The sequence below is a fragment of the Mycolicibacterium mageritense genome (assembly GCF_010727475.1).
In the GTDB taxonomy this organism is placed as follows: domain Bacteria; phylum Actinomycetota; class Actinomycetes; order Mycobacteriales; family Mycobacteriaceae; genus Mycobacterium; species Mycobacterium mageritense.
On record NZ_AP022567.1, the window covers coordinates 6,817,031 to 6,830,989 of the forward strand.

Annotated in this window: 12 protein-coding genes and 1 riboswitch; of the genes, 1 reads left to right on the forward strand and 11 read right to left on the reverse strand. The window is 68.2% G+C overall.

Annotated elements, in window-relative coordinates:
- The first annotated feature begins 56 nt into the window (after nt 1-56).
- Nucleotides 57-2,276, forward strand: a complete 2,220-nt coding sequence (locus G6N67_RS32875; RefSeq protein ID WP_036439838.1) for a substrate-binding domain-containing protein — start codon at nt 57-59, stop codon at nt 2,274-2,276.
- Between the two features lie 61 nt (nt 2,277-2,337).
- On the opposite strand, the gene gcvP is transcribed toward G6N67_RS32875, so the two are convergent.
- From gcvP to secA2, 11 genes are all read right to left on the reverse strand, one after another.
- On the reverse strand, nt 2,338-5,163 hold the full coding sequence (gene gcvP / locus G6N67_RS32880) for an aminomethyl-transferring glycine dehydrogenase (RefSeq protein ID WP_036439836.1): 2,826 nt from the start codon (nt 5,161-5,163) through the stop codon (nt 2,338-2,340).
- 150 nt (nt 5,164-5,313) lie between these two features.
- Nucleotides 5,314-5,412, reverse strand: a riboswitch (glycine riboswitch).
- 108 nt (nt 5,413-5,520) lie between these two features.
- Entirely contained in the window at nt 5,521-6,141 is a 621-nt protein-coding gene (locus G6N67_RS32885; RefSeq protein ID WP_036439834.1) for a MerR family transcriptional regulator, read from the reverse strand.
- Between the two features lie 233 nt (nt 6,142-6,374).
- Complete coding sequence (locus tag G6N67_RS32890; protein ID WP_036439829.1) at nt 6,375-6,869, reverse strand: bifunctional nuclease family protein; 495 nt, start codon at nt 6,867-6,869, stop codon at nt 6,375-6,377.
- Nucleotides 6,870-6,980: 111 nt separating this feature from the next.
- Nucleotides 6,981-7,721: a transcriptional regulator FtsR gene (gene ftsR / locus G6N67_RS32895; protein WP_036439828.1), complete on the reverse strand. Its 741-nt coding sequence runs from the start codon at nt 7,719-7,721 to the stop codon at nt 6,981-6,983.
- Between the two features lie 3 nt (nt 7,722-7,724).
- Nucleotides 7,725-8,207 carry a glycogen accumulation regulator GarA gene (gene garA, locus G6N67_RS32900; protein WP_036439825.1) on the reverse strand — a complete coding sequence of 161 codons (483 nt, stop codon included), beginning with the start codon at nt 8,205-8,207 and terminating at the stop codon, nt 7,725-7,727.
- Nucleotides 8,208-8,384: 177 nt separating this feature from the next.
- The gene (gene gcvH / locus G6N67_RS32905) at nt 8,385-8,780 is read right to left on the reverse strand and encodes a glycine cleavage system protein GcvH (RefSeq protein WP_036439822.1); all 396 of its coding nucleotides are present in this window, start codon (nt 8,778-8,780) and stop codon (nt 8,385-8,387) included.
- Between the two features lie 37 nt (nt 8,781-8,817).
- A complete protein-coding gene (locus G6N67_RS32910; RefSeq protein ID WP_163642391.1) occupies nt 8,818-9,666 on the reverse strand; it encodes a DUF881 domain-containing protein in 849 nt (282 codons plus the stop codon).
- 11 nt (nt 9,667-9,677) lie between these two features.
- Nucleotides 9,678-10,010 (reverse strand): small basic family protein, encoded by a 333-nt coding sequence (locus G6N67_RS32915; protein ID WP_036439818.1) that lies wholly within the window; start codon nt 10,008-10,010, stop codon nt 9,678-9,680.
- Nucleotides 10,011-10,033: 23 nt separating this feature from the next.
- The gene (locus tag G6N67_RS32920) at nt 10,034-10,939 is read right to left on the reverse strand and encodes a DUF881 domain-containing protein (protein WP_036439816.1); all 906 of its coding nucleotides are present in this window, start codon (nt 10,937-10,939) and stop codon (nt 10,034-10,036) included.
- Nucleotides 10,936-11,565: a CDP-alcohol phosphatidyltransferase family protein gene (locus G6N67_RS32925; protein ID WP_036439814.1), complete on the reverse strand. Its 630-nt coding sequence runs from the start codon at nt 11,563-11,565 to the stop codon at nt 10,936-10,938. Before G6N67_RS32925 ends, G6N67_RS32920 begins: the two co-directional genes overlap by 4 nt.
- Before the next feature lie 9 nt (nt 11,566-11,574).
- Nucleotides 11,575-13,908 carry an accessory Sec system translocase SecA2 gene (secA2, locus tag G6N67_RS32930; protein WP_036439812.1) on the reverse strand — a complete coding sequence of 778 codons (2,334 nt, stop codon included), beginning with the start codon at nt 13,906-13,908 and terminating at the stop codon, nt 11,575-11,577.
- Nucleotides 13,909-13,959: the final 51 nt, after the last annotated feature.

A 13,959-nucleotide genomic window follows, 5' to 3' on the forward strand; every position in this document is an offset into this window, starting at 1 on the left:
CGGCGGGGTCGGATGGCGAATCGACGCTTCGAGTACAGGGTTTGGGGTGGCTAGGTTTGGGCAGACACAGCATTCCCGATCCTGACGATTCCGACGACGAAGCACGGTACGAGCCCGACCCCGACCAGGGATACGACGAGCCGGAGCCGCCGTCGTACCGGTATGAGTCGGACTATCCGCGCGGACGCGGTGACCGAGACGACCGGCCGGACTACCCGCAGCCCGGTTACGACCAGCCCGGCCACCGGCCGTCGCAGTACCGCGAGCCCGACTACCGCCAACCCGAGCCCGGCTATCGCACGTCGCGATACCGTGACGACTACGACGAACCGGCACCGGCTCAGCCCGGGTACAGCGGCGACGAGTACGACGAGTACGCCGACGATTACGACAACGAGTACGACGACACCTACGGTGACGACTACGCCGACGGCTACGACGACGATCGCGATGCCCCGACCGCGAAGTTCAGCGCGGCAGGCGGTCCGCCCCCGTCGACCCCGACCGGCCCGCAGCACACCGGTGAGTGGGACGGCGGCGAGTGGACGGGCAGCCATCGCGCGGTGGCCGGCGGCAGGCGCGGGGTCAGCGTCGGCGTCATCGTGGCACTGGTCACGGTCGTGGTGGTGGTTGCCGCGGTCATCCTGTGGCGGTTCTTCGGCGACATGCTGTCGAGCCGCAGCGACGCCGCGGCGGCGCGCTGCGTCGACGGCGAACTGTCGGTGGCCGTGGTCGCCGACCCGACCATTGCGTCGCACATCGAGACGCTGGCCAACAAGTACAACGAGACCGCGAGCCCGGTCGGCGACCGCTGCATCAAGGTTCAGGTCAAGTCGGCCAGCTCCGATCAGGTCGTGAGCGGTTTCGCCAACACGTGGCCCGAAGAACTCGGGGAACGGCCAGCCCTGTGGATCCCGTCGAGCCAGATCGCCGAGGCCCGCCTGGAAGCCACCGCGGGTGCCAAGACCGTCAGCGACAGCCGGTCCCTGGTCACCTCACCCGTGCTGCTGGCGGTGCGGCCTCCGCTGAAAGACGCGCTCGCGCAGCAGAGTTGGTCGACGCTGCCGAAACTGCAGACCGACCCGAACGCGCTGGCCGGTTTGAAGCTGCCCGGCTGGGGTGCACTCAAGCTTGCGCTGCCCACACGCGGCAACGGCGACGCGAGCTACCTCGTGGGCGAGGCCGTGGCGTCGGCGTCGGCACCGAACGGGGCGCCGGCCACCGCGGGCATCGGTGCGGTCAACACCCTGCTCAGCGGTCAGCCCAAGCTCGACGACAACGAGCTCAACACGGCGATCGACGCGATGGTGAACGCGTCCGACCCGGCAACGGCCCCGGTACACGCGGTGGCCACCACCGAGCAGCAGCTGTTCGCGCGCGCCGCCACCATGAGCGACGCCAAGAGTGACATCGCGGGTTGGTTGCCGCCCGGCCCGACGGCCGTTGCGGATTACCCGACGGTGTTGCTGGCCGGCGACTGGCTGTCCCAGGAGCAGGTCACCGCGGCCAGCGAGTTCTCAAGGGCGTTGCGCAAACCCGAACAGCTCGAGGAACTGGCCAAGGCCGGATTCCGGGCCGAGGGCACCACGGCGCCGTCGAGCGACGTCACCGACTTCGGACCGTTGGGTGCGGCGGTGTCGGTGGGCGACGACGCCACGCGGGTGACCCTGGCCAACACCATGACGGCGCCGGCCAAGACGCCCGCGGTGACGATCATGCTCGACCAGTCGATGCCCACCGACGAGGGCGGCAAATCACGGTTGGCCAACGTCGTGGCCGCACTCAACACGCGACTGCAGGCCCTGCCCTCAGGCGCGGAGGTCGGGCTGTGGACGTTCGACGGCACCGAGGGCCGGTCGGCGGTGTCGACCGGGCCGCTGTCGGACCAGGTCGGCGGCCAACCGCGCTCAGAGGTGCTCAGCTCCACGCTCGAAGAGCAGACCGCTTCGGGCGGCGGCGCGGTGTCGTTCACCACGCTGCGCCTGGTCTACACCGAGGCCATGGCCAATTTCCGTGAGGGTCAGGGCAATTCGGTCCTGGTCATCACGACCGGGCCGCACAGCGATCGCAGCCTCGACGGGCCGGGACTGCAGGACTTCATCAAGGGTGCGTTCGATCCGGCCCGCCCCGTCGCGGTCAACGTGATCGACTTCGGCGGCGACACCGACCGGGCCACCTGGGAAGGCGTGGCAGAGGCCAGCGGCGGTACCTACCAGCACATCGCCAACTCGACGTCACCGGAGTTGACGACGGCGATCAGCACCATGCTGGGCTGATCGCCGGCTCGGCAAAGACCGTTTGGGAGCGCCGCCCGGTTCGGGCGGCGCTCCTGACGTATTACGCGAACGCCTCGACAGGCGGGCACGAGCACACCAGGTTCCGGTCCCCGTATGCCCCGTCGATGCGGCGCACCGGCGGCCAGACCTTCGCCCGAAAGCCCTTGCCCAGCGGATAGGCGGCCTGCTCGCGCGTGTACGGGTGATCCCAGTCGGCCACCAGCAGGCACTCGGCCGTGTGCGGCGCACCGCGCAACGGATTGTCGTCCACCGGCCACTCCCCCGAACCGACCCGGTCGATCTCGGCGCGGATCGCGATCATCGCGTCGCAGAACGCGTCGACCTCGGCCAGGCTCTCACTCTCCGTCGGCTCCACCATCAGGGTGCCCGCCACCGGGAAGCTCATGGTCGGCGCGTGGAAGCCGAAGTCCGCCAGTCGCTTCGCGACGTCGTCGACCGTGACCCCGGTGGCCTTGGTGATACCGCGCAGATCCAGGATGCACTCGTGGGCGACCATGCCGTTCTCGCCCGTGTAGAGCACCGGGTAGTACTCGTCGAGCCGGCGCGCGATGTAGTTGGCCGACGCGATCGCGGTGAGCGACGCGGCCCGCAGGCCGTCCGCGCCCATCATGCGGATGTAGGCCCACGTGATCGGCAGGATCGACGCCGACCCGTATGGTGCGGCCGAAACCGTGTGCTCATCGGGCAATTCGTCGGCCAGCGGGTGACCCGGCAGGAACGGCGCCAGGTGCGCGCGCACCGCCACCGGACCTACACCGGGGCCGCCGCCCCCGTGCGGGATGCAGAACGTCTTGTGCAGGTTGAGATGGCTGACGTCGCCGCCGAAACGCCCCGGCCGGGCCAGCCCGACCAGCGCGTTGAGGTTCGCGCCGTCGACGTACACCTGGCCGCCCACATCGTGGACCGCGGCGCAGATGTCGGCGACGTCGTGTTCGTACACGCCGTGCGTGGACGGGTAGGTGATCATCAGGGCCGCAATGCGATCGGAGTGCTGGGCGATCTTGGCGCGCAGGTCGTCGAGGTCGACGTCGCCGTTCTCGCGGCAGGCCACCACGACGACCCGCATGCCCGCGAGCGCGGCCGAGGCCGCGTTGGTGCCGTGTGCGCTCGACGGGATCAGGCAGATGTCGCGGGCGGCGTCCCCGCGGGCGTCGTGGTAGGCCTTGATCGCCAGCAGGCCCGCGTACTCGCCCTGCGAACCGGCGTTGGGCTGCAGCGACACCTCGTCGTAGCCGGTGATGGCGGTCAGCCAGGACTGCAGATCGGCGATCAGCCTACGCAACCCGGGGTTGTCCGAAGCCGGTGCGAAGGGATGCTGGCGGGCGAATTCGGCCCATGTGATGGGTTCCATCTCGGCCGCCGCATTGAGCTTCATGGTGCACGAGCCCAGCGGGATCATGCTGCGGTCCAGCGCAATGTCCTTGTCCGCCAACGACCGCAGGTAGCGCATCATCTCGGTCTCGGTGCGGTAGCGGGTGAACGCCGGGTGGGTGAGGAACCCAGACGTACGCGTGACGATGCCCGCACAGCGCGCCTCTGCCGGCCCGACGCCGAAGGCCTCCAGCACCGCGGCCACGTGAGCGTCGGTGGTGGCCTCGTCACACGACACCGACACGTGGTCGGCGTCGACGCGCCACAGGTTGATGCCCTTGGCCTTGGCAGCGGCGATCACGTCGTCGGCCCGGCCCGGCACCCGGGCGAGCACGGTGTCGAAGTACTTGTCATGCACCAGAGCGTCGCCCAACCCGGCTGCGATCGCCTCGGCGTGCCCGTGCACGCGTCGCGCGATGGCGGTCAGGCCCGCCGCGCCGTGGTAGCTCGCATACATCGCGGCAATCACCGCCAGCAGCACCTGCGCGGTGCAGATGTTGCTGGTCGCCTTGTCGCGACGGATGTGTTGTTCGCGGGTCTGCAGCGCCAACCGGTATGCCGGTGCGCCGTCGGCGTCCACCGAAACGCCGACCAGGCGCCCCGGCAGTTGGCGGGCATGCTTGGCGTGCACAGCCAGGTAGCCGGCATGTGGCCCACCGAATCCCATTGGCACACCGAACCGTTGGCTGGTGCCGAAGGCCACGTCGGCACCGATCTCGCCGGGCGGGGTGATCACGGTCAGCGCCAACAGGTCGGCACCGACCGCCACCAGGGCGCCACGGTCGTGGGCCTCGGCGATCAATCCCGACCAATCGTCGACGCGCCCGCTGGCGCCCGGCAACTGCACGATCACGCCGAAGAAGTCACCTTCGGGCAAGCCGTCGCGCAGGTCGGCGGTGACGATCTCGATGCCGAGCGGCTGCGCCCGGGTCGCGAGCACTGCCGCGGTCTGGGTGTAGATGTCGGCGTCGACGACCAGGCGGTTCGCCTTCGACTTGGTGGCGCGGTGCATGAGCGTCATGGCCTCGGCCGCGGCGGTGCCCTCGTCGAGCATCGAGGCGTTGGCCACCTCGAGACCCGTCAGATCGCTCACCATGGTCTGGAAATTGAGCAGGGCCTCCAGCCGGCCCTGGCTGATCTCCGGCTGGTACGGCGTGTAGGCCGTGTACCAGGCCGGGTTCTCAAGAATGTTGCGCCGCAACACCGGCGGCGTCAGGGTGTCGAAGTAGCCCTGGCCGATCATCGAGACCGCGACGGTGTTCGAGTCGGCCAGCGCGCGCAGTTCGGCGAGGGCCTCGTGCTCGGCCGCGGCGGCGGGCAGCTGCTCCAGGCCGGGTGCGAGCCCGTTGGCGCCCAGCGCGTCGAGGATGCCGGCGGGCAGCGCCTTCGCGGCGAGTTCGTCAAGGGAGGCCACGCCGATCACATCGAGCATGGTGGTTACTGCGGCGGAGTCCGGACCGATGTGACGATCGACGAACCTGGATATCTCGGACACGACGTCTCCCCTGGTTAGAGGCGCAGCTGGCGCTACTGCCCTCTCCCTCTGTCGTCGACCCGGTCCGGGTGCCTGAGAGATTCGGCCCATGACGGTGGGCCTTTCCCCATGGGCGGGCACCCCGACGGGCACCACTTTCCAGAGGCATCGGGGCCCGGCGCGGTCCTGGGTGCCTGAGAGGTTGACGGAGAGGTGTTGCTCCTTCGGCGTCCGTGACTGGCGATCACGGAACTCTCCCGCGCAAGGGCGATGCGCCGACGATTCTACCGGCAGCTCACCCCACACCGGCGAGCAGACGCTCCGGTACCCGGAAACGGCGGTCTACGGGTACCTGCGTGTCTGTTCGCGGGAGAAAATTCAGCCGATCTTGCGGTCGCGGCTCTTGCGGCGCGACGCCAGCTCGTCCTCGGGTGCTGCGATCGACTCGCCACCGTCGGCACGCTCGCCCGGGAAGTCGGCGATGGCGCCGGTCAGCTCCCGCATGGCTCCGGATACCGCGATGCCGAACACCCCCTGGCCGCCCTGCAGCAGGTCGACCACTTCTTCGGCCGACGTGCACTCGTAAACCGTGGTGCCGTCGGAGAACAGCGTGATGTTGGCCAGATCCTGCACACCGCGCTGGCGCAGGTGATCCACCGCGACGCGGATGTTGTGCAGCGAGATGCCGGTGTCCAGCAACCGCTTCACGATCTTGAGGACCAGGATGTCCTTGAACGAGTAGAGCCGCTGACTGCCCGAGCCGGCCGCGCCGCGGATGGACGGCACCACCAGCGACGTGCGCGCCCAGTAGTCCAGCTGGCGATACGTGATGCCCGCGATCTGGCAGGCGCTGGGGCCGCGGTAGCCGACGAGCTCGTCGGGTACGGAATCGTCGGGGAACAACCCCGCCTGGACGGGCTCGCTGGACGGCCTGACAGGCGGTTGACCACCGGATGCGGTGGTCAGATCCAGCTCTTCCTGCCGTGGCGTGTCACCCACTGTGAATCCTCTCGCCGATCAGACCCGTCAGCTTCCATACTGCCGTGACCTGCACTGCAGCACGTTTGCTGCGAGCCCGAATGTGTCGAGCATACGCTTCCCGCCGAGCCCTGACTGCTCGTCGCCATCAAAGTATGGCTGGCCGAACGAGACTTGGATGACACCCGCGCCGCGTGTCGACGCCACGCGCCCCAGTTGAGACGCATCCGTGACAAACCCGGCCCGGGCGGCGGTCATGTCGCCTTGAAGTCGTCCGGCGACACGCTGTCCAGGAACTCTTTGAACTTCTCGACCTCGTCCTCACGGACGGTGCCTGCGGCTTCCTCGTCGTTCTCGTCCGGGATCAGCAGACCGGCCTCGGCCAGCACTGCCTCCTCGACGTAGATCGGCACGCCGACCCGCAGCGCGATGGCGACCGAATCCGACGGCCGTGCCGAAACCTTGATGTCGCGATCGAAGATCAGGTCGGCGTAGAACGTGCCCTCCTGGAGGTCGACGATGCGCACCTCTTTGAGTGAATGCCCAAGCGCGGCAATCAGATCTCGGATCAGATCATGCGTCAGCGGCCGCGCGGGCTCGACACCCTGCTGCTCCAATGCGATGGCCGCGGCCTCGGACTGCCCGATCCAGATCGGCAGATAGCGGTCACCGTTGGATTCGCGCAGCAGCAATACCGGCTGGTTCTGCGGCTGCTCCACGCGAATACCGACCACCCGAACCTCAGCCATCTGTGCCTACCCTCCGCACCGCTGTGCTGTTTCGTCGCTGTTTGTCCGTCGCTGTCACGCGCCGGACCCTGACCCTTTGACGAAGTAGCCGTCAGAATTCGAGTCTAATCCTCAGCGATCCAGAACGTCGCGCACCGCCGACTTGATGAGCGACGTGTGCAACGTGATCGCCAGTGCCGCAACTTCGCGCGCGAGGTCGTCGGCCCGGTCCCGCGCACCGGCCTTACCGGCCTTGACCACCGGTCCCGCGATCTGAGCGATGAGATCCGACTGCCTGTCGGCGGCGGAGCGGAACGCCCGCAGATGTCGCGGCTCGACCCCGTAATCAGCCAGCGCCCTGGCGCATTGCGCGATCACGACCGAGTGTTCGTCGAAGAATCCGGCCGCACCGGTGGTGATCACGCCGTTTTTGACGAGTGCGCCGAGCAACTCCTCGTCGATACCCGACTTGGCCAGCAGATCCTCGCGGGACAGCCGCACCTGCGTCGGCGCCACCCCGGACACACCCGTGTCCCCTTCGGCACCACCGTCGGCGACCGGCACCAAACGCGGTACCCCGTAAGCGGTTCCGGATTGCGGCAACTCGCCGTCGGGCTGGGCGTCGAGTTGCGCCTTGATGACCTTGAGCGGCAGATACTGGTCGCGTTGTGCGGTCAGGATGAACCGCAGCCGGGCACAGTCGTATGCCGTGAACCGGCGGTATCCCGACGCGGTGCGTTCCGGCGTGACCAACCCCTCGGCCTCCAGGAATCGGATCTTGGAGATGGTCACGTCCGGAAAGTCGCCCCGCAGCAGGTCAAGGACTGCGCCGATCGACATCCCGGCCAGTGCAGGTCTGTCGGGGGCAGTCATCAGCTAGCCGGCTGCGCCGCTGTCGTCGTCGGACTTCGGTCCGGTGAGGAACACCAGCCGGAACTTGCCGATCTGGACCTCGTCACCGTTGGCGAGCACGGCCGAGTCGACCGGCTCGCGGTTGACGTAGGTGCCGTTGAGGCTGCCCACGTCGACCACCTGGAACTCACCGCGCTCCAAACGGAACTCGGCATGCCGCCGGCTGACCGTGACATCGTCGAGGAAGATGTCGCTGTCGGGGTGCCGTCCGGCCGAGGTGGTGGCCTGATCCAGCAAGAATCGCGAACCGGCGTTGGGGCCGCGCTTCACGACGAGGAGGGCCGAACCGGCAGGCAGGCCCTCGACGCCCGAGACGGCCCCCTCGGTGCCTGCCGAAGCAGGCGCATCCAGCTCGTTGAGGAAGTCCGCGCGGAAAACCGATGTGGTCTCCACCGTGACCTCTTCCGACGTCTGGTCAGCCCCCAAATTGCTGTCTTTGTCCGTCACCCGCTGCTCCTCACTGGCTGCTGTGGCGTTGCCCGGCGGGCCCCCAGCCGTCGTCGGTCTCACGTCGACCGTACCGCGCAACGGGCGTCGTTGTATCCACCACCGCCGGATCCGATGGGGTAGATCTTGTGCGCGCTGTTCACGGTCGAACCGGTCGAGCCAAACCCTAACAATTGATTACTCGGTCACCGCGGCACGGTACCCGTCGGCGTCCAGCAGACCGGCCAGCGCCTCGTCCACGGTGCCCGCCTCGAGCCGCAGATCGACCAGCCAGCCGTCGCCGTAGGGGTCGGAGTTGACCAGCTGAGGGCTGCCCTCCAGATCACCGTTGACGGCAACGACTTTCGCCGTAACCGGGGCGTAGAGGTCCGACACCGACTTGGTGGACTCCACCTCGCCGAACGAATCGCCCGATGCGAGGTCGGCACCGACGTCCGGCAGCTGGACGAACACCACGTCACCCAACGCGGACTGCGCGTAATCGGTGATTCCGACGCGGACCGTGTCATCACCGGTACGCAACACCCACTCATGCTCGGTGGTGTAGTACAGGTCGGCTGGGATATCGCTCACGACACTCCTTGTCGATTGTCAGGCCTCATTGTGGCGCTCATTTGACGGGCTGAGCGTATTGGCGCGGTTTCGGTTGCCGCAAGGCCGTCACGTCCACCCGTTCGGCTTGTTGTACCACCATCGAGCCGCCGACACGCTTCACACTGTCCATTGCCCCGCCGGGAATGTTCATCGCCGCCGCCAGCGTCGGCGGATCACCAATCGCCAGAACTGAATACGGCGGCCCAAGGGCCACGTTGTCCACGCTCAGCGCTCCTGGCGTCCCGGCCACCCACGTGTCGACCCCGACGCGCACCGCGGTCTGCTGGTCGGGGGCGCCGCCGCGGATCTCGATGGCCTCTGCCCCTGCGGCTCTCAGCTCGTTGATCACGTCGAGCATGGTCTCCGCGGCCACGCCGGGCGCGGTGTCCTCGATGGTCAAGGTCACACCCGGCCCGGTGGCCGCGACCGTGCCGATCTGGATGGACAGCGCAGCCAGCCTGGCCTGCGCGTTCTCGATCGCGGCCTGGTCGCTGCTGCCGGAGGCCTGCAGCTGCCGCAGGGTCTGCTGCAGGTCGGCCACCTCGGTGTTGAGCGAGGCCTCGCGCTGTTGCAGGGAATCCAGCAGCACCAGCAGATCTGCCGGCCGCGCGGTTTCGAGTGAATCGCCGGAGTCGTTCTGCCGCACCTGTGTGACGATCGCGACACCCAGCAGTGCACACAGCAAAACGCCGAGCGCGCCGAAGACCAACTGCGACCGACTGCGTTGCAGCACCCGAAGATTGCGGAAGCGGCGCGGCGAGACGTCCGGCGGCATCTCGTGGCGTCCGTGATGTTCGCCCGGCACTTCGGCGTGTCGTTCGGCCGGCTGGTCGGCGGGCGTGGGTTCGGATTCGGATTCGCTCATGTCAGAACCTGTCACGCGCCGAACAGCCTGCGCCGCAGCGCGGCAGCGTTACCGAAGATGCGGATGCCGAGCACCACGATGATGGCCGTGGAGAGCTGCGTGCCCACCCCGAGCTGGTCACCGACGTAGACGATCAGCGCGGCGACCAGGACGTTGAACACGAACGACACCACGAAAACCTTGGAGTCGAAAATCCGTTCCAGATAAGCGCGCAAGCCGCCGAACACCGCATCGAGCGCCGCCACCACGGCGATCGGCAGATAGGGCTCGACGAACTCCGGCACGCTGGGGTGGAACACCAGCCCCAGCACGATCCCGACGACAAGTGCGGCGATTCCGATCATCTACCCCGTCAATCCTGTCTGCTTCACGGCGGTCCAATCTCCTTGGCGAAGTTCACATCCCGCACCGACACCGCGGGCACCGTCAGGCCGTCCCCCGCGCTGACGTTCACTCCCACACCGTAGGAGGTCTCCAGCAAGCGCATACGGTGCAACCCCGGACTGCGGTCGAACGCGTCGGCCATGCTGTTCGGCGGGCCGATGGCGACGATGACATACGGACTGGTGATCGGTTGATTGTCGACCAGAATCCCGCCGCCGGCCTGCCGGATGGTTACGCCCGCGCCGACGCGGACCCCGCCCACCGAAACCGCTTCGGCGCCGCTGCCCCACAGCGAATTCACCACCAACTGCAGATCGCGGTCCAGTATCACCTGCCTGCTGCCCGCGACACGCTGCTTGGACACGTCGCTGAGATCCTTGGACACCCCGGGATCGGTGACGGTCACGGTCAGTCCCGGCCCGATCATCGGGGTCGCGGCCGCCGCGATGTTGGCCTCGTCGAGCTGACCGAGCAACTGCTGGCCGTTCTCGTCCATGCCCAGCCGCGTGCGGCGTTCGGCGTCGACCTGGTCGCTGAGTGCGTCGCGTTGCGTACTGGCCTTGTCCGCGGCCACCTCGACGGCGCGCACGCGGCCGGCGAGCGCGTGCTGGGCCTCGCGCGCGGCGGGAGCCGCGGTCTGCGCCTGCGCGGCTGCCACCGCGAACACCGTCGCGATCGCGAACGCTGCCAGCAGTTGCCAACCCCAATCGAACACCCGCCGCCGTGGCCGACCGCCTTCGGCGCGGGCTGCGGCGGCCGCGGCGTAACCGGGATCGAGATGCTCGGACAACAGTGAGCGCAGCAGCGACGGCACGGGAATGCGCTTGGGCGCGTCGGCCTCGTGGTGGTTGAGGCCTGCTTCCGAGCCGTAGCCCCCGAGCATGCTCATCGCACTCTCGGCATCCGCCGCATCACGAGAACGACCTGGATCAGGTACAGCACGCCCGACCACAGGTACAGCGCCAGCCCCCAGATCAGGAACGCCCAGCCGCAAGCCAGGATCACCCTGCTCCACAACGCATCCCACTGGCCCAGCAGCACCAGCGGGAATCCCGACATCAGTGCGAACGTGGCGGCCTTGCCCAGATAGGTCACCGGAAGCGCGGCCAGGCCGCGGCTGCGCACCAGCGGCAGGGTGGCCGCCAGCACCGCATCACGTCCCAGCAGCGTGACCACGAGCCACCACGGCACGACACCGGCAAAGGCCAACGCGACCGGGACCGTCACCATGTAGATGCGGTCCACGAGCGGGTCGAGGAGCGCCCCCAGCCGGGACGACTGGTTGGCCACGAGCCGCGCGATCTTGCCGTCGGCCCAGTCGGAGAAGCCGCTGAACATCAGCACCGCGACCGCCCAGCCGTTGGCGTGGGCGCCGAACAGCAGCCACAGGAAGACCGGCACCAGCACCAGCCGCAGCACGCTGAGCGCGTTGGGCACGGTGACCACGCGATCGGACGAGGACGGCGCGGCCCGACTCGCTGCGCTCCTGCCCTCGGGAGCAGGCGCGTGGTCCATGTCTAAAACCTAGCGGAACACCCCCGGCAGGCTCAGCGCCGACATGGTGTCGTCGTTGAGCGGGTTGTCGTGCACCATGTACGTCCACGTCGACGTGGGCCTGGCCAGCTTGGACAGATCGACGCCGGGCTCGTCCTCGATCGACTCTGCGGTGTCGAATGTCTGCTGCGCGGCTTCGATGGCGTCGGCGGCCAGCGAGGCGAACGCGTCGACGGCCATCCGGTGGAATTCGTCGAGCGGGTTCTGCCTGCCGAGGGCCCGCAGATGGATGCTCTCGCGGATGTCGGCCAGGAACGCAAGGTGGTCACACCAGCCGCGGTCCAGGTGGTACAGCATGATCAGCCGGCAGATCTTCTCCAGCTTCTCCTCGGCATCCTCACCGAGATCCTCGGCCAGCTTGGCGTAGCGCTCGGGTGACCGCTCTTGGAGCTCGTCTCGTGCGGTCGCGGTGCGCAACAGGGTGTCGCGGCGGGCCACGATGATGGCGCGTTGCTGGGCGATGAGCTGGTTGTAGCGCCAGGTGTTGGCGTGCACGTCGAGCAGGCGTCCCTCGGCGACGCGCTGCGCGTGGTCGAGCAGACCCGCGGCCTTCGGGCTGAGCACCCGGCCGTCTTCGTCGGTCTCGGTGGGCAGTTTGCCCGGCTCGAGGTGCGCCGCCACGACCTCGTCCTCCCAGCTGGAGAAGAACACCGACGAGCCCGGGTCGCCCTGGCGGCCGGCCCGGCCGCGGAGCTGGTTGTCCAACCGCTCGGTGTGGTGCCGACCGGTGCCGACCACGTGCAGGCCACCGAGTTCGGCGACTTCGTCGTGGCCTTCCTCGTCGGATCCGCCCAGCCGGATGTCGGTGCCGCGACCGGCCATCTGGGTCGACACCGTGACGGCGCCGAGCTTGCCCGCCTCCGCGATCACCTCGGCTTCCTCGGCGTCGTTCTTGGCGTTGAGCACGACGGCGGGGACGCCCGCCTTGACGAGTTTCTCGTGCAGCTCTTCGGATTCGGCCACGTCGTGCGTGCCGACCAGGACCGGCTGTCCGGTCTCGTGGATCTCGGCGATGTGCTCGACGATCGCATCGGTCTTGGCCGCGGCGGTGATGTACACGCGGTCGGTCTCGTCCTCGCGGACGTTGGGCTTGTTCGGCGGGATGGGCGACACCCCGAGCTTGTAGAACTGCCGCAGCTGTTCACCGGCGGCCAGCGCGGTGCCGGTCATGCCGCACACCGTCGGATACCGGTTGATCAGGGCCTGCACCGTGATGGTGTCGAGCACTTCGCCGGTTTCGGTGGTGGCGATGCCCTCTTTGGCCTCGACCGCGGCCTGCAGGCCGTCCGGCCAGCGCTGCAGTGACGCGATGCGCCCACGCGACGCATTGATGAGGTGCACGGCGTCGTCGCGCACGATGTAGTGCACGTCGCGCTGCAGCAGCACGTGTGCGTGCAGCGCCACGTTGATCTCGGTGAGCGTGGTGGCGACGTGCTCCTCGGAGTACAGGTCGATATTGCCGAGACGAGCTTCCAATTTCCGCGCGCCGGCCTCGGTGAGGTGCACGTTGCGGTTGTCGTCGTCGGTGTCAAAATCGGTGCCTGCCGCGAGCTCGCCGACCATGCGGATGATCTCGACGCGCGGTTGTTCGCGATGGCTCGTGCCGGCCAGCACGAGCGGGACGAGCGCCTCGTCGACCAGGACCGAGTCGGCCTCGTCGATGAGGGCGACGTCGGGATTGGGCGACACCAGATCCTCGACGTCGGTGACCAGCTGATCGCGCAGCACGTCGAAGCCGATCTCGTTGACCGACGCGTAGGTGACGTCGCACTTGTAGGCCTCGCGCCGCTCGGCCGCGGTCGAGTCCGCGGTGATCCAGCCGACCGTAAGCCCCATGGCCTCAAGCAGCGGGCCCATCCATTCGGCGTCGCGGCGGGCCAGGTAGTCGTTGATGGTGATGACGTGCACGTTGCGACCACCGAGCGCATAACCCGCGGCCGCGATGGCACCCGACAGCGTCTTGCCTTCGCCGGTGGCCATCTCGACGACGTCACCGGCGAGCATGCGCAACGCGCCGAGCAGCTGGACGTCGAAAGGACGCAGCGCCGTCGTCCGCTCAGCGGCCTCGCGGGCGATCGCGAGGAATTGCGGGATGTCCGACGACTCGGCCAGATCCTCGAGTTGGAGCAGCTTGGCCGCCTTCTTGAGCTGCTCGTCGTCCAGGTCGGCGGCCTTCTTCTCGAAGTCGGCCGCCCCTTTGACCTCTGAGAGTGACCGGGCCTGATTCCGCTCGGTGGAGGCACCCAGAAGCTTCCAGAACTTGCTGCTCAAGCGCCCCGGTTTGGCGCTGGACGTCTTTGGCACATGTTCACGGTACGCGGAGGCCGAGAGGCCCCGCGTCCCAGACCGGTCGGA

Excerpts from the sequence above, each read along its gene's own strand:
- G6N67_RS32925 (WP_036439814.1), bottom strand. The coding sequence starts at position 11,565 with ATGGACCACGCGCCTGCTCCCGAGGGCAGGAGCGCAGCGAGTCGGGCC.
- ftsR (WP_036439828.1), bottom strand. The coding sequence starts at position 7,721 with ATGACTGCCCCCGACAGACCTGCACTGGCCGGGATGTCGATCGGCGCA.
- G6N67_RS32890 (WP_036439829.1), bottom strand. The coding sequence starts at position 6,869 with ATGGCTGAGGTTCGGGTGGTCGGTATTCGCGTGGAGCAGCCGCAGAAC.
- G6N67_RS32920 (WP_036439816.1), bottom strand. The coding sequence starts at position 10,939 with ATGAGCATGCTCGGGGGCTACGGCTCGGAAGCAGGCCTCAACCACCAC.
- G6N67_RS32910 (WP_163642391.1), bottom strand. The coding sequence starts at position 9,666 with ATGAGCGAATCCGAATCCGAACCCACGCCCGCCGACCAGCCGGCCGAA.
- G6N67_RS32915 (WP_036439818.1), bottom strand. The coding sequence starts at position 10,010 with ATGATCGGAATCGCCGCACTTGTCGTCGGGATCGTGCTGGGGCTGGTG.